The organism is Phyllobacterium sp. TAF24 (assembly GCF_052113785.1).
In the GTDB taxonomy this organism is placed as follows: Bacteria; Pseudomonadota; Alphaproteobacteria; order Rhizobiales; family Rhizobiaceae; genus Phyllobacterium.
Genome location: NZ_JBFRDN010000024.1, coordinates 62,746 through 77,597, shown reverse-complemented (window position 1 = coordinate 77,597; position 14,852 = coordinate 62,746). Strand labels below are relative to the sequence as shown.

The window sequence follows — 14,852 nt, the reverse complement described above, 5'->3', positions numbered from 1 at the left end:
TCGACAGCCTCCACCCCATCGATGGATGCAAACAGGGGTTTTTGCGGATTGGTGGATTTCTCATCGCGCGCCCGGTCGAGCGAGAATTTGACATCCTGCGCATCAAAGGCGGTGCCATCGTGGAATTTCACATCCTTGTGCAGCTTGAAGGTATAGACCTTGCCATCCTCGGAGACGGTCCAGCTTTCCGCGAGTGCGGGCAGAACCGCGCCCTTGGAGTCAATCCGTGTCAGCCCCTCGAAAACATTGGCATAGACGACTTCGCCAATCGCTGTCGCAGCGCCAGCAGTCGGGTCAAGATGCGGAGGTTCCAGCACGATGCCCAGCACCAGATCGGTTTTCGCGGCAAAGGACGCGGTGGTCGAAAGCAGGACAATTGCACTAGCCGCGAAGGCCGACTTCCAGAATTTGTTCATTCACCGTCTCCCAAAGACTTTGCCGTAAACCCCATGCAGATCAGCATATTTTTCTTGTTCTAGATAGAACCGGATAGCAGAACTTTCAGCCCGAGTGCCATGACCTTGGCTGACTCGATCATGTCTTCAATCCCCACATATTCGTCGGGGCGGTGCGCGAGGTCGAGAATACCGGGGCCATAGGCGATGCAATCATGCAGCAGACCAATGCGGGCAATGTGCTTCTGGTCGTAGGTGCCGGGTGAAATCACATATTCCGGTTCCTTGCCGAAGATGTCGCGAATACCCTGTGCAACAGCTGTGACCACAGGCGCATCACGCTCCGTCATCAGCGGCTGCACTTCCATGATGTCACGGATGTTGTAGTGGAATTTCGGCCGCTCCCATTGCAGCCGGTCGAGGATGGACGTTACCTCGCGCTTGACCTCGGCAATGTCTTCCTCCAGCAGAAACCGCCGGTCGATGATCAGGCGGCAGCTATCCGGCACATTGGGCGAGGGCAGGCCGGAATAATCATCAGTCTGGCCGCCATGGATCGAATTGATGTTCATGGTGGAGCGCTTTGCACCCTCCGGCACGACGGGCATGCGGGTCTGTTTTTTATCGAGCGCCGGAAACAGCTCTTTCTCGAAGGCATCAAGCACCGCACCCATATGGCGCACGGCGCAATCGCCGAGAAACGGCATGGAGCCATGGGCAATTTCGCCCTTGGTTTCGATCTCCGCCCACCAGACGCCGCGATGACCAAGGCAGATGCGATCCTTGTTCAGCGGCTCGGGAATGATGACGTGATCAACGCGGGGTTTTGAGAAGAAGCCTTTGCTTGCGAGATAGGCGACACCGCCAAAGCCACCGGATTCCTCATCAACCGTGCCTGATATTTCGATGGAACCGGCAAAATCCGGATAGACTTCGAGAAAGGCCTCGGCGGCGATAATCGAAGCGGCAAGCCCGCCCTTCATGTCGCAGGCACCGCGCCCATAAACCTTGCCGTCTTTTACCACGCCTTCGAACGGATCAACGGTCCAGCCTTCACCCGTATCAACCACATCGATATGCGAATTGAAATGCACGGTCTGGCCATGCGTCCTGCCGTCAAAGCGGGCGATGACATTGGTGCGCGGATAGCGGTCCGTATCACCGGGCGTGCCTTCACCGCGAATCAGTTGCGTTTCGAAACCACTCTTCTTCAACCGCTGCGCGATATATTCAGCGCAGGGCGTGTAGGCTTCACCGGGTGGGTTGACGGTGGGAAACCGTATGAGATCACGGGTCAACGCAACCAGATCGTCACGTCGTTTTTCAATCGCGCGGGAAAGTTTTTCGTCCATTGGTATATCAAATCAGGCGATATCCCGATTTGGCAAGAGGCAACTTGTTGCTAAATGTGTCGCGGCGATTTGCCTGTGCAATGTCGCTTGTGTGTTTGGCGGATTAGAATTGTTCTTATAAAACAGAGATTCTATGACGTGACCAGCGAGGCAATCACCCGATGCAACCCGAACCGTCCATTGCCCTGTCGGAGCCGGTTGGTGATGAGGTTCGCAAGACGACCTGCTATATGTGCGCCTGCCGGTGCGGCATTGATGTGCATCTGAAGGACGGCAAGGTCCGCTATATCGAGGGCAATCGCGACCATCCGATCAATAAGGGTGTGCTGTGCGCCAAAGGTTCGGCGGGAATCATGCAGCATTATTCGCCCGCACGGTTGCGTGCGCCGCTGCTGCGCACCGGGCCGCGCGGATCGGGAGAATTCAAGGAAATCAGCTGGGAGGAGGCGCTTACGCTGGCCGTCGACTGGCTGCAGCCTGTTCGTGAGACGGCGCCGCAGAAACTCGCCTTCTTTACCGGGCGCGACCAGTCGCAGGCGCTGACCAGTTTCTGGGCACAGAATTTTGGCACGCCCAATTATGCCGCCCATGGCGGGTTTTGCTCGGTCAACATGGCCGCAGCCGGTATTTATACGATTGGCGGGGCATTCTGGGAGTTCGGCGCGCCTGACTGGGACAAGACCAAACTGTTTGTGCTGTTTGGCGTGGCGGAGGATCATGATTCCAATCCGATCAAAATGGGCATCTCAAAGCTGAAAAAGAATGGTGCACGGTTCGTGTCGGTCAATCCGGTGCGCACGGGCTATTCGGCGGTGGCTGACAACTGGATCGGTATTCGGCCCGGAACCGATGGGCTGTTGATCCTTGCCATCATCCACGAATTGTTCCGCAACGGGCAGATCGATCTGGATTATCTCCAACGCTACACCAATGCGCCGTGGCTGGTGATTGATGCGGAGGGGAGCGAGGATCACGGCCTGTTCCTGCGTGATGATCTCGGCAAGGCTTTGGTGCGCGACCGCAAGACGGGTGCACTGGTGCGTTTTGACGAGCCCGGTCACGTTGCTGATCTCAATGCGGATTTCACCACGCCTGAAGGCCGCAAGGTGCGCAGCGTGCTCCGGCTGATGGCGGAAAAATATCTCGACCCGCAATATTCACCCGATGCGGTTGCCGCAGAAACCGGTATTTCCGCTGCAACAATCCGTGGATTGGCCGCGGAAATAGCGCGGGTGGCGTTTGAGGAGGAGATCATCCTCAACCAGCCATGGACCGATATGAAGGGCGAGCAGCACGAGGTGATGATCGGTCGCCCGGTGACGTTCCATGCGATGCGCGGCATTTCGGCCCATTCCAACGGGTTTCAATCGGCGCGCGCGCTGCATGTGCTGCAGACGATCATTGGCTCCATCGATTGCCCCGGTGGTTATCGCTACAAGCCGCCTTATCCGAAGCCTGCCACGGCCCATCCGCGTCCGCATGGGCGGGCGGAGCATGTGACACCCGGCAAGCCACTGGCCGGACCACATCTTGGCTATCCCCTTGGGCCGGAAGATTTGCTTGTCGATGCCGATGGTAAGCCGCAGCGCATCGACAAGGCGTTTTCGTGGGAAGCGCCGCTGTCGGCTCACGGCATGATGCATATGGTCATCGCCAATGCCCATGCGGGCGATCCGTATCCGGTTGATGTACTGTTCCTCTACATGGCGAATATGGCTTGGAACTCGTCGATGAACACGCGCGGCACCATAAAAATGCTGGAGGCGCGGGACGAGGCGACGGGGGAGTACAAAATCCCCAAAATCATCTATTCCGATGCCTATTCCTCGGAAATGGTTGCCTATGCCGATCTGGTTCTGCCGGATACGACCTATCTGGAGCGGCATGACTGCATTTCGCTGCTCGACAGGCCGATTTCCGAGCCGGAAGCTGCCTGCGATGCCATTCGCTGGCCGGTGCTGGAGCCTGATCGCAATGTGCGCGGCTTCCAGTCGGTGCTGATTGATCTTGGCGCGCGGCTCAAGCTGCCGGGATTTGTCAATGAACAAGGCGGGGCGCTCTACAAGGATTATGCCGATTACATCGTCAATCATCAGCGCAAGCCGGGTATCGGTCCGCTATCCGGCTGGCGCGATACGGATGGAAGCGGCGAAGGGCGTGGAACGCCCAACCCCGACCAGCTGAAAAACTATGTCGGCAATGGTGCATTCTGGATGAAGCACATTCCGGAGGAAGCGCTCTATTTCAAGCATCACAATGCGGCGTACCAGCAGTTCGCCATTGATATGGGCTTCTTCGATACGCCGCAGCCGGTGACCATCCAACTCTATGTGGAGACGCTGCAAAAGTTCCGCCTGTCGGCGCAGGGTGTACGCAAGCCCGTCGCGCCGGAGCAATATCGCCAGCGATTGCTTGAGTGCTTTGATCCGCTGCCGCTGTGGTACCGGCCGTTCGAGGAACAGGGTGTCGATACGAATGCCTTTCCCTATCACGCGATCACCCAGCGACCGATGGCGATGTACCATTCATGGGGCTCGCAAAATGCCTGGCTGCGGCAAATCCACACCAAGAACCCGCTTTATGTCCCCGGCGGCATTTGCGATGAGCTTGGTTTGAAGGATGGGGACTGGGTGTGGGTGACTTCCCATCATGGCCGGATCAAATGCGAGATCGCCCGCACAGATGCGGTGAATGGCAGGACCATGTGGACATGGAATGCCATTGGCAAACGCAGCGGCGCATGGGCACTCGACAAGAACGCGCCAGAGGCTACCAAGGGTTTTCTGCTCAACCATCTCATCCATGAGTTGCTGCCGCCGAAAGGCGATGGCATGCGCTGGTCGAATTCGGACCCGATCACGGGGCAGGCTGCGTGGTATGATTTGCGCGTGCAAATTGAAAAGGCCGAGGCCGGTGAGGCCATCAGCGAGCCACATTTCAGTACGCTCAAGCGGCCCGGCAGTCAGCCCGCGCCTGTCGATGCATTACGCTATGGACAGGAGTGGGCGAAATGACCAGCCTTCCGCAAACCCTTGGTGCGAAAAAGCTTGGCCTTGTGATTGACCTTGATGTCTGTGTCGGCTGCCATGCATGCGTCATCAGTTGCAAGGAATGGAATACCGGCGCCTATGGCAATGCGCTGTCGGATCAGGACCCCTATGGTGATGATGTCTCCGGCACCTTTCTCAACCGCATTCACAGTTTTGAAGTGGTGCCCGATGGCGGGCAGGTGATTGGTGAGGCTGGTGATGCGCGGGTGGTGCATTTCCCCAAATCCTGCCTGCACTGCGAGGATGCGCCCTGTGTTACCGTCTGCCCGACCGGTGCATCCTACAAACGCGCCGAGGATGGCATTGTGCTTGTCGATGAGGACAAGTGCATCGGCTGCGGTCTCTGTGCCTGGTCCTGCGCCTATGGCGCACGGGAGATGGATCTGGCGGCGGGGGTAATGAAGAAGTGCACCCTGTGTGTCGACCGCATCTACAACGAGACTTTGCAACAGGTGGACCGCGTGCCGTCCTGCGTGCGCACATGCCCGGCCAATGCACGCCATTATGGCGATCTTGGTGATCCAATGTCTGAGGTTTCGATCATGGTTGCAGAGCGCGGCGGGTTCGATCTGATGCCGGAACAGGGAACCCGCCCGACGAACAAATATCTTCCGCCACGCGCTCGCACCTCTCTCGCCAATGCTGCCCCGATGATCCCGCTTGCCGAGAACACAGAAGGCGCACGCGGGTTCTTTGCCTGGCTCGATAAGACACTGGATCGGATTTGAGGATGATGTTGTGCATTTTCACCCCCCTCTGTCCTGTCGGACATCTCCCCCACAAGGGGGGAGATCAGCCTACATGGATGTCTTTGCACAATCTGAAACGCTTCCTGTTGTGCAAAGGCGTTGATACCAATGTGATCTCCCCCCTTGTGGGGGAGATGTCCGACAGGACAGAGGGGGGTGAGCACCCATCCCCGAGGCTGTCATAAATGCATCCAGCCTATTCCATCATCGTCTTCACCACGCTGTCAGGCCTTGGCTATGGCCTTGCCGTCATTCTGGGTTTGGGATTTCTTGATCCATCCGCACTGCCAACCAAAATTGCCTACATCACCGCACTGGCGCTCATAAGCATTGGCCTTCTGTCGTCCCTGTTGCATCTGGGTAATCCGCAGCGGGCGTGGCGGGCGCTGAGCCAATGGCGGTCAAGCTGGCTATCGCGTGAAGGTGTGATGGCGATTGCCACGTTTGTACCGCTGACTTCAAACGCCGCGCTGTGCCTGTTCCTCAATCGGCAAGACACAACCCTTGGCCTGATCACCGTTCTCGGGGCTGTCATCACGGTTTACTGCACCTCGATGATCTATGCATCGCTTAAAACCGTTGATGCATGGCATACGAAACTGACGCCGCTGTGTTTTTTGCTGTTCGCGCTGGCGGGCGGTTTGCTGCTCGGTGCGCTGTTCGCGGGAGGTGACAACGTCTTGCCGCTGCAATTGCTGGCGGTGCTATTTTTGTTGCTGGCGCTTGTTGCAAAGATGATCTGGCGCAAGCGCGCAAGGACGCTTGTTTCCCTGTCAACGCCGGAGAGTGCCACGGGCTTGGGTGGCATCGGCAAAGTGCGGCTGCTGGAGCGGCCGCATGCGCTTGATAATTATCTCACGCGGGAAATGGGTTTTCGCGTTGCGCGCAAACACGCGCAAAAGCTTTGGGTCATCGCGTTTGTCAGCGGGATTGTGCTGCCAATTCTGGCGATGCTGTTTGCCATGGCCGTTGGCGGTGGTGCATTGAGCACCTGCCTGATGGCCATGGGCGTGCTTACACATATGCTCGGTCTGTTCGTTGAGCGCTGGCTGTTTTTCGCCGAAGCGAAACATGCCGTCATGAACTATTACTGATCAGGCGTTCCAGCGCTTATGAAACCACATCCACTGGCCGGGATATTCGCGCACCCAGCTTTCCACCTTGTCATTGACCAGTTGGACTGTGCGGGCAATATCGACGGCGCCGGTTTCATCGCGTGGCAATTCCATCTTTTCTTCCAGCTCCAGCCTGAACCGGCCACCGGGCAGGCGGATGCAGCGCGCGGGATAGACATCGCAATCATACTGACGGGCCAGCTTTGCCAGCAGCGGGTTGGTCTTGCAGGGGCGATCAAAAAAGATCGAGGGCAGGCCGCGATGGAATTTCTGGTCAACCAGCATGCCGACATTGCCATTGGTGTTCAAAACGCTGGCAAGCGACCAGGCGGCACCGGCTTTTGAAGGAACAAGGTGGCCCATATTGGTGCGGCGTGCGCCAAGTATTTTCTTGGCAACATAGGGGTTGTTCGGCGGGCGGAACAGCGCTGTGACATTCAGATCAAACGTGGCGGCACAAATCGGCAAGAGTTCGAAATTGCCGGTATGAGCGGTGAAGAAAATATGCGGGCGGTCGCTCTCGTCGCGGATGCGCTCGAATATTTCGCGGCCCTGAACCTCAATCAGCCCCGGCGTCTCGCTGTGCGGATCATAGTCGAAAATCGCGTCGAGAAAGACATATTCGGCGGTAAGGCGCGCCATGCTGCCCCACATATCGCGGGCGATCAGCTGCAATTCCTCCTCCGGTTTTTCCGGATAGGCTTTGCGCAGATTGATCATCGCCACCCGGTGACGCCCCATCAGCGGTCCGATTTTACGTGCCGCAGCGTCGATGAAATTGGTCGCGGCTTCCGCCGGCAGCAACCGGAGGACGCGTAATATGCCGAAAATGACATGAGCCGATAGCCAGTAGTTGAAAACCTTCAACTTCTGGCTCCAGCGGAACAGAGCAAGTTTAAATTTGAGGTTCATGCTCGGCTCAGTTGACGCGCAGGATAATCTTGCCGAAGACGTCCCGGCCTTCCATGCGCTTCAACGCCGTATCGATGTCATCAAAGCCGACTTCCGTATCAATGACGGGATGAACCAGACCGCGCGCCATTTTCTGCATGGCATCGGCCATGTTTTCCATGCGGCAACCGAAGGAGCCGAGCAGTTTCAACTGCTGCTGGAACAACATCATCAGGTTCATGCTGGTGGAAACGCCTGAGGTTGAACCGCAGGTAACAAGCCGTCCGCCGCGTCGCAGCGACAGCATGGAACCTGCCCACGTATCCGCGCCGACGTGTTCGAATACCACATCAACGCCCTTCTTCTTGGTCAGCTTGCGCACAACGCCTTCAAATCGGTCTTCGCGATAATTGATGACGTGATCGGCACCGAGCGCCTTGGCCTTTTCGATCTTTGCGTCAGAACCGACGGTAGTGATGACGGTGCAGCCCATCTTTTTGGCAAGCTGGATGGCCGCTGAGCCAATCCCCGAACCGCCGGCATGAACGAGGATAGTTTCACCCGGCTCAAGCTTGGCATTGTCGAACAGCATGTGCTCGACAGTTCCGAAGGTAACGGGCGCAACAGCAGCGCCGATCTCGTCGACACCGGGAGGTGCAGGAACGAGCAGGCGCGCCTTGAGATTGACCTTCTCCTGCGCAAATCCATCGAGATGGAAGCCATAAACGCCGGAAACATGCTCGCACAAATTATCGCGGCCTTCGCGGCAGGGACGGCAGAGACCACAGGTCTGCGCGCCATAGATCGACACAAGCTGACCGGGCAGAAGGTTGGAGACGCCGGGGCCGATTGCGTCAACCACGCCGGATGCTTCCGCGCCGATGGTCAGCGGTAGCTTGCGCTTGGCAAAAGCCATGCCGCGCCAGCCCCAGACGTCGATATGATTGAGCGCGACAGCCTTGATATTGACGGTTACTTCACCGGGACCGGGTGGGGGCGGGGGAGCAACATCGACAATCTCGAGCTTGCGGTCTTCAATCAGCTGTAATGCGCGCATATCCGTTTTCCTTTTCGGAGAGGGATTAGTGCGGTTCTGCCGTCATGACAAGACACGTATTTTGTCCACCGAAGCCAAATGAGCTTGAGAGCACCGATGAAACGCTCGCTTCACGCTTCACGTTCGGCACAACATCGAGGATGATTGCCGGGTCCGGATTGTCATAATTGATCGTCGGCGGAAGTGTTCCGGTCTCGATGGTGAGCATGGAGAATACGGCTTCAATCGCACCGGCGGCTGTCAATGTGTGACCGATCATCGATTTGTTGGATGAGACTGGCAGCGATGAAATACGTTCGCCAAACACGGTCGAGAGCGCAAGATATTCCATCTTGTCGTTCTCGGGTGTCGAGGTGCCGTGCGCGTTGATGTAATCAATCGCATCTTCCTTGATACCCGCATCGTCAAGCGCTGCACGCACTGCGCCAATGGCGGGCGAGCCGTCTGGCTTTGACCGGGTGCGATGGAAATCATCAGCCTTTTCACCGCAGCCATGCATGATGCCGAGAATCTTGGCACCGCGTGCAATTGCCGATTCCAGCGATTCCATCACAAGCGCGCCGGAGCCTTCCGCCATGACAAAACCATCGCGGTCCTTGGAAAAAGGCTTTGCGGCCTTGTGGGCAGGATTGTTCTGGGTGGAAAGTGCGGACAGCAGCGAGAAGCGCACGAGCGCTTCGGCCGAAACGGAACCATCGGTGCCGATGGACAGAACCTTGTCGCTTTCGCCGCGCCGGATGGCCTCAACGCCAAGTTGAATAGCCGTGGCGCCGGATGCACAGGCGGTGGAAAGCGTGATCGGCAGGCCGCGTGTGCCGAACGTGTCGGCAAGGCGCTCGGCTATGTAGCCAAATTCGGTGGTGTGGAACATGGCTTCCTGCGTGCCGCGCCGGCAGGCAGCGAGAAGCAGGTCATAACCCGGTTCGCCCTCGCTCTTTACCAGAGCATCGAGCGCAAAGCGGTTGCGCCATTCAAGTTCAACGGGGGGAGCGGCGAGAAACAGTGGTCCGCCAAAATTCTCCGTGTCGAAACCGGCCTGCGCAATGGCTTCCTCGGCGGCGAGCGATGCCAGCTTTTCAGAGAGGGCCGAAGCACCTTCATTGCTCTCCTTGAGGAAATCAACGGTTCCGGCGATCTGCGTGCGCAGATTATCAAGCGCAAAGCGCGTGATGGTGTGGATGCCCGAGGTGCCTGAAGTCAGCGCGGCCCAATTGTCCTTCTTGCCCTGTCCGAGCGAGGAGACAACGCCAAGACCAGTGACGGCAACGAGGGGGCGGCCAAGATGGTCAGTATATTTTGACATGTGCCAATCTCTCAAACTTTGACGAGGCGAGCGACGCCTTCGCCCCGGGTTGCGCCGATTGCGGTCGCCAGTGCCGTATCAAGGCTGCCGGAAGCGGCCTTTTCATTCTTCGCATCGATAGGCGGGAATGCTGTTCCATGGAACAGGCTGAGCGCAGCCAGACCGACAGCCAGCGGAAACTGCGCTTCACGCAGATGGCCGATCTTGCCCGCAACGCCGCGAATGGCGGCGGAAGCGAACACATCAAGCGCGGCTTTTTCCGTTGCAGTAACGCCCTGTGCACCGGTTGCGCCAGAAACAATCAAGCCAGCTGGCTTGTCTGCACTTGCGGCAGCAACCAGTTTCGCAATGGTTTCCTGCAGGTCTTCGCGCTTGCGGCGGATCTGCGCGCTGTAAATACCGTCAATCGCAGCATAGACGCGGGCACCGCGCTTGGCCGCATGGTCAGCACTCTCCAGCACGAGGAAAGCGCCGCCGGAACCGGTGACAACACCGCCGCCTGCCGTGCCTTCACGCTGCCAGAGTGGTGCCCAGCCATCGGATTTTAGCATGCCGTTGAGCTCATAGCCGAGCAGCATGTCAGGGTGTTCGGAATTATAGGAGCCGCCGACGAGCGCATGGGTGCTCTGACCGGAGCGGATGCGCGCTGCGGCTGTATCAAGCGCGGAAATACCTGCACCCTCTTCGCCCATGAATGTACGCGACGAGCCGGTGACCTTGTGGACGATCGAGATATTGCCCGCCAGAAGGTTGGACAATTGTGCCAGAAACAGGGTCGGGCGCAGTTCCGTTGTCAGCTTCTCATTGAGCATTGTGCCGAGATCATTGCGCACGCGCGCTTCGGCGAGGATTTGCGTGTCAACAGTGACATCACGCTCGCCACCACCGGCAGCAACCACCATGTCCATGGTGGTGCAAAGCGCTTCATCGTCCTTGATCCCCGCATCCTGCAATGCGAGACCGGCAGCATAGGTACCCAGGCGCTGCCAGGTCTCCATCTGCCGCTGATCGCCGCGCTTCGGAATCTGGTTGTTCCAGTCGACTTCACCGAGCGGATGAACCGTATAGGGCTTGAACGTCTCACTATCGATGCGGGGATCGGCCCCGCTGTTCAGCGCTTGCCAATGGGCATCAGCGCCTTCACCCAGGGATGAAATCAGTCCGATACCAGTGATAACGACGGTGTTGTTCTGCATTTTCTCGCAGCACCTTTCATACGGTGCACCCGGTTAGGTGAAGATGATCAGTCCAGACGTTGCATCCGGAAATCAGGCTTTTTTGGCCGCGACGAGTTCGTCGATCTTGGCACACAGGTTCTTCAGAACGAAGTATTCTTCGGTCGGAGCCTTGCCGTCATTGACTTCCTGCGTCCACTGCTCGAGCGGGATCTTGATACCGAAGGCCTTGTCGATCGCGAAAACGATGTCGAGGAAGTCAAGGCTATCGATGCCGAGATCGTCGATCGTGTGGCTTTCCGGCGTGATGGAATCGCGGTCGATTTCGCTGGTTTCAGCGATGATATCGGCGACCTTGTCAAATGTTGAGGTCAATTCAGTTTCCTTTTGCTTCCGGTGCCTCCGTAAAGGCACTGATGTCTCATGAGGCGGTATCTAGCGTTTTTCATGGCTAAGGGAAAGACCGAAATACCCTATCCATTGTTACTCCAGCATATTCCGTCGTCAGTCGAAAATAATCCTGCCTGCAATATGAACCGTTTCACCCGCTTCCGGCGGTGCAACCACCACCGCTTCGGTTGGGCGCGGGGTGATGCCGGTCAGTGCTGTTATATTGGCACGGTCAGTCATCATTACCAGATTGCCGGAGCTTTTGAATTCGGCAATCAGGTCGCGAATTTGATCAATCTGCGATTTTTGCGCGGTTTCGTCTTCGGCCAAAGGTCCAAGAGCACTTACGATCTCCACCGGTGCCGAGCCAAATGCCAGCCGCGCGGTTTCCTGTGCATTGCAGACGGGACTGGTCAGCACCTTATCGATTCGCACGGCTTTTGCGGCAAAGCGCGCGCCGAGCTTTTGCGCCAGTTGATGGCCGCGATCCGAAAGCGTGCGTATTTGTGTGCAGTCAGCGGAATTATCTGTGGAAGGACTTAAGGTTCCCGAAGAATCAGCGCCCTGCAGAAGAACCGTATAGCCGCCGCGTGCCAGTCTTGCCCAGGCGGCGTCGGTGGCGAATGCAGTTGGAATATTGAGGGAAACGCTTGATGCAAGCGTCAGTGTCAAAAAGGTAAAAAGTCGCAAAGGCTTTAACATTCATTCTCCTTAGCGTGGAGATGGTGGTTTGGCGAAGAAAAATAAAGTGAAAAGCTGTGATTGCCTTGCACGGCTGCTGCGGCGGGCTTATTGCGGGAAGTAATGGGTCTCGTTCAAACAATCATCGTGGTTTTTGGAGTGATAGGCGTTGCGTATGCCGCGGCGCATTTCAAGCTGCTTGACGAGCGCGTGGGTGACGGGCTTTCCGAGTTTGTTTTCATGATCGCCGCACCGCTTTTGCTGTTCCGCACCATGGTGACGGCAGATTTTCACGGTGCAGCCCCGTGGGGACTGTGGATCGCCTACTTTACCGGGCTTGCCGTGGCCTGGGCGCTGTCCGATTTGGCAATCAAGCTGATCTTCAAGCGGGATAACCGGGCAGGGGTGGTCGCAGGTGTTTCCGGCGCGTTTTCCAATCTCGTGTTTCTAGGCATGCCACTGATGTTAAGCGTTTATGGTCAGGACGGGTTTGCCATCCTGTCGCTGATTGTCGCTGTTCATATGCCAAGTGTCATGGCCGCTTCGATCACCCTGCATGAGATTGCCCTGCGCCGTGATGGTGTGTTTGAGGGTGAGACCCGGCTTGGCACAGTTGTCGCCTCGTTTTTCAAAAGCCTCCTGCGCAATCCTTTCGTCCTCGGTATTCTCGCTGGATGGCTGTGGCGCTTTACGGGGCTGCAATTGCCTGTTGTTGTCGATTCCCTCGTCCAGTTGCTGGGGAGTGTGGCGGGGCCGGTGGCCCTGTTTGCCATGGGGATGGGCTTGAAGAAATTCGGCACGTCAGGGCAGCTTGCCCCTTCGCTTGTCATTGCGGGTATAAAACTGTTTGTCATGCCTGCAATCGTGCTGGCAGTCGCGCTCCTCATCGGTCTTACGCCGTTCACAGCCAAGATCGCGGTGGTGTCGGCGGCGCTGCCTGCCGGGGTTAATTCCTATCTCATTGCCACCAAATTCAGGACCGCCGAAGCGCTGGCGTCCAATTCCATGGTTGTCGCAACGGCGCTTTCCGCGGTGACGGTGGTGTTTTGGGCAAGTGTGGCTGTACACCTTTTTGGGTAATCGAACGCTGTTGCAGCTTTGGCCAAAAAGGAGCAGGGTGGCGGCATCGCTTCCACAGGACATCCATGGCATCTTGCGATGCGGGATTGTCCTCTCACGGAACTCACAAAATCAGTGGACCAAACGCTCCGCCTAGCATTTCAGGGAGAATATCATGTTGCAGAAATCCAGCCAGTTCATGAAACAGGCCAATCTGATCAATGGCGAATGGGTGGCCGCAGATTCCGGCAAGACGATTGACGTCATCAACCCTGCAACCGGTCTGAAGATCGGTACTGTTCCCAATTCAGGCAAAGCCGAAACGCAGCGCGCCATCGAGGCGGCGGCCGAAGCGTTCAAGACGTGGCGCAAGACATCGGTGCTGGAGCGCTCGAAACTGATGCGCAAGCTGCACGATGCAATCCTTGACAATCAGGACGCGCTGGCGGAACTTTTGACGCTGGAACAGGGCAAATCGCTGACCGAAGCCAAGGGCGAGGTCGGCATGTCGGCCGCCTATATCCTCTGGTATGCGGAAGAAGCACGCCGTACCTATGGTGATGTGGTTCCGTCCCCGTGGGCAGACCGGCGTATTCTGGTAACGAAAGAGCCGCTCGGGGTTATCGGTGCGATCACACCATGGAATTTCCCATCCTCCATGCTTGCCCGCAAAATCGGACCGGCACTGGCATCGGGCTGCACGGCGGTGGTCAAGCCTGCAACACAGACACCCTATTCGGGTCTTGTCTGGGGTGCGCTGTGTGAGGAAGTCGGTATTCCCAAGGGCGTGGTCAATATTCTGACCGGCTCTGCCTCGGAAATCGGCGGCGAAATCACCAGCAATCCGCTGGTGCGCAAGATCACCTTCACCGGCTCGACCGAAATCGGCAAAATTCTGATCAAACAGGCTGCCGATACGGTGAAGAAGGTTTCGATGGAACTGGGCGGCAATGCGCCGTTTATCGTGTTCAATGATGCGGATCTGGACCGCGCCGTCGACGGCGCTATTGCAGCGAAATTCCGCAATTCCGGCCAGACCTGCGTGTGTACCAACCGTTTCCTTGTCCAGTCTGGCATTTACGACGCCTTTGTCGAAAAGTTTGCCGCGGCAACGGAAAAGCTGAAGATCGGCAATGGGCTTGATGCCGGAACACAGCAGGGACCGCTGATCGACGAGAAGGCTGTTGCCAAGGTGGAAGAGTTTATCGCCGATGCCAAGCAGAAGGGCGGCAAGATCATCACCGGAGGCAAGCGCCATGCACTGGGCGGTAGCTTCTTCGAGCCAACTGTAATTGGTGATGCAACGCCTGATATGCTGTTCACCACGGAAGAGATTTTCGGACCGGTTGCGCCCATCTATAAGTTCGAAACCGAACAGGAAGCCATTGATCTGGCCAACAACACCCAGTTCGGCCTTGCCTCCTATTTCTACACACAGGATCTCGGACGGGTGTTCCGTGTTTCTGAAGGCCTGAAATATGGCATGGTCGGCGTGAATGAAGGCATGATCACCACGGTGGAAGCACCGTTTGGTGGCCTGAAGGAATCCGGTCTTGGCAAGGAAGGCGGGCATCAGGGTATCGAAGACTATCTCGACACAAAATATGTCTGCGTCGGCGGCCTGGGACTCTAAGA

The 14,852-nt window shown here is 57.2% G+C and carries 13 protein-coding genes; 5 read left to right on the top strand and 8 right to left on the bottom strand.

Features of this window, described 5'->3' with window-relative positions:
- On the bottom strand, positions 1-416 hold a 416-nt coding region (locus AB4Y96_RS19310; RefSeq protein WP_441919202.1), incomplete at its 3' end, for an ABC transporter substrate-binding protein.
- 59 nt (positions 417-475) lie between these two features.
- The gene (locus AB4Y96_RS19305; RefSeq protein ID WP_441919200.1) at positions 476-1,747 is read right to left on the bottom strand and encodes an acetylornithine deacetylase/succinyl-diaminopimelate desuccinylase family protein; all 1,272 of its coding nucleotides are present in this window, start codon (positions 1,745-1,747) and stop codon (positions 476-478) included.
- Between the two features lie 161 nt (positions 1,748-1,908).
- On the opposite strand from AB4Y96_RS19305, the gene AB4Y96_RS19300 reads away from it, so the two are divergent.
- The 3 genes from AB4Y96_RS19300 (at position 1,909) to AB4Y96_RS19290 (ending at position 6,640) form a co-directional block, all read left to right on the top strand.
- Positions 1,909-4,761, top strand: a complete 2,853-nt coding sequence (locus AB4Y96_RS19300) for a molybdopterin oxidoreductase family protein (protein WP_441919198.1) — start codon at positions 1,909-1,911, stop codon at positions 4,759-4,761.
- Positions 4,758-5,525: a 4Fe-4S dicluster domain-containing protein gene (locus AB4Y96_RS19295; protein WP_441919196.1), complete on the top strand. Its 768-nt coding sequence runs from the start codon at positions 4,758-4,760 to the stop codon at positions 5,523-5,525. Before AB4Y96_RS19300 ends, AB4Y96_RS19295 begins: the two co-directional genes overlap by 4 nt.
- A gap of 206 nt (positions 5,526-5,731) precedes the next feature.
- Complete coding sequence (locus tag AB4Y96_RS19290) at positions 5,732-6,640, top strand: dimethyl sulfoxide reductase anchor subunit family protein (RefSeq protein WP_441919194.1); 909 nt, start codon at positions 5,732-5,734, stop codon at positions 6,638-6,640.
- Here the strand turns inward: AB4Y96_RS19290 and AB4Y96_RS19285 are convergent, their stop codons facing one another.
- From AB4Y96_RS19285 to AB4Y96_RS19260, 6 genes are all read right to left on the bottom strand, one after another.
- Positions 6,641-7,573: a lipid A biosynthesis lauroyl acyltransferase gene (locus AB4Y96_RS19285; protein WP_441919192.1), complete on the bottom strand. Its 933-nt coding sequence runs from the start codon at positions 7,571-7,573 to the stop codon at positions 6,641-6,643.
- A gap of 7 nt (positions 7,574-7,580) precedes the next feature.
- A complete protein-coding gene (locus AB4Y96_RS19280; protein ID WP_441919190.1) occupies positions 7,581-8,609 on the bottom strand; it encodes a zinc-binding dehydrogenase in 1,029 nt (342 codons plus the stop codon).
- A 25-nt stretch (positions 8,610-8,634) separates the two neighbouring features.
- On the bottom strand, positions 8,635-9,912 hold the full coding sequence (locus tag AB4Y96_RS19275; RefSeq protein WP_441919188.1) for a beta-ketoacyl-ACP synthase: 1,278 nt from the start codon (positions 9,910-9,912) through the stop codon (positions 8,635-8,637).
- An 11-nt stretch (positions 9,913-9,923) separates the two neighbouring features.
- Positions 9,924-11,108 carry a beta-ketoacyl-ACP synthase gene (locus AB4Y96_RS19270; RefSeq protein WP_441919186.1) on the bottom strand — a complete coding sequence of 395 codons (1,185 nt, stop codon included), beginning with the start codon at positions 11,106-11,108 and terminating at the stop codon, positions 9,924-9,926.
- A gap of 72 nt (positions 11,109-11,180) precedes the next feature.
- Positions 11,181-11,462, bottom strand: coding sequence for an acyl carrier protein (locus AB4Y96_RS19265; RefSeq protein WP_091877687.1), 282 nt, complete (start codon positions 11,460-11,462; stop codon positions 11,181-11,183).
- A gap of 129 nt (positions 11,463-11,591) precedes the next feature.
- Positions 11,592-12,179 carry a histidine phosphatase family protein gene (locus AB4Y96_RS19260; RefSeq protein WP_441919184.1) on the bottom strand — a complete coding sequence of 196 codons (588 nt, stop codon included), beginning with the start codon at positions 12,177-12,179 and terminating at the stop codon, positions 11,592-11,594.
- A gap of 102 nt (positions 12,180-12,281) precedes the next feature.
- Here AB4Y96_RS19260 and AB4Y96_RS19255 point away from each other — a divergent pair, with 102 nt between their 5' ends.
- The gene (locus AB4Y96_RS19255; protein ID WP_441919182.1) at positions 12,282-13,238 is read left to right on the top strand and encodes an AEC family transporter; all 957 of its coding nucleotides are present in this window, start codon (positions 12,282-12,284) and stop codon (positions 13,236-13,238) included.
- A gap of 154 nt (positions 13,239-13,392) precedes the next feature.
- Positions 13,393-14,850 (top strand): NAD-dependent succinate-semialdehyde dehydrogenase, encoded by a 1,458-nt coding sequence (locus AB4Y96_RS19250; RefSeq protein WP_091877684.1) that lies wholly within the window; start codon positions 13,393-13,395, stop codon positions 14,848-14,850.
- Positions 14,851-14,852: the final 2 nt, after the last annotated feature.

Bases quoted from the DNA above. Each gene is read 5' to 3' on its own strand.
- AB4Y96_RS19305 (WP_441919200.1), bottom strand. From the start codon at position 1,747: ATGGACGAAAAACTTTCCCGCGCGATTGAAAAACGACGTGACGATCTG.
- AB4Y96_RS19300 (WP_441919198.1), top strand. From the start codon at position 1,909: ATGCAACCCGAACCGTCCATTGCCCTGTCGGAGCCGGTTGGTGATGAG.
- AB4Y96_RS19295 (WP_441919196.1), top strand. From the start codon at position 4,758: ATGACCAGCCTTCCGCAAACCCTTGGTGCGAAAAAGCTTGGCCTTGTG.
- AB4Y96_RS19290 (WP_441919194.1), top strand. From the start codon at position 5,732: ATGCATCCAGCCTATTCCATCATCGTCTTCACCACGCTGTCAGGCCTT.
- AB4Y96_RS19285 (WP_441919192.1), bottom strand. From the start codon at position 7,573: ATGAACCTCAAATTTAAACTTGCTCTGTTCCGCTGGAGCCAGAAGTTG.
- AB4Y96_RS19280 (WP_441919190.1), bottom strand. From the start codon at position 8,609: ATGCGCGCATTACAGCTGATTGAAGACCGCAAGCTCGAGATTGTCGAT.
- AB4Y96_RS19275 (WP_441919188.1), bottom strand. From the start codon at position 9,912: ATGTCAAAATATACTGACCATCTTGGCCGCCCCCTCGTTGCCGTCACT.
- AB4Y96_RS19270 (WP_441919186.1), bottom strand. From the start codon at position 11,108: ATGCAGAACAACACCGTCGTTATCACTGGTATCGGACTGATTTCATCC.
- AB4Y96_RS19260 (WP_441919184.1), bottom strand. From the start codon at position 12,179: ATGTTAAAGCCTTTGCGACTTTTTACCTTTTTGACACTGACGCTTGCA.
- AB4Y96_RS19255 (WP_441919182.1), top strand. From the start codon at position 12,282: ATGGGTCTCGTTCAAACAATCATCGTGGTTTTTGGAGTGATAGGCGTT.
- AB4Y96_RS19250 (WP_091877684.1), top strand. From the start codon at position 13,393: ATGTTGCAGAAATCCAGCCAGTTCATGAAACAGGCCAATCTGATCAAT.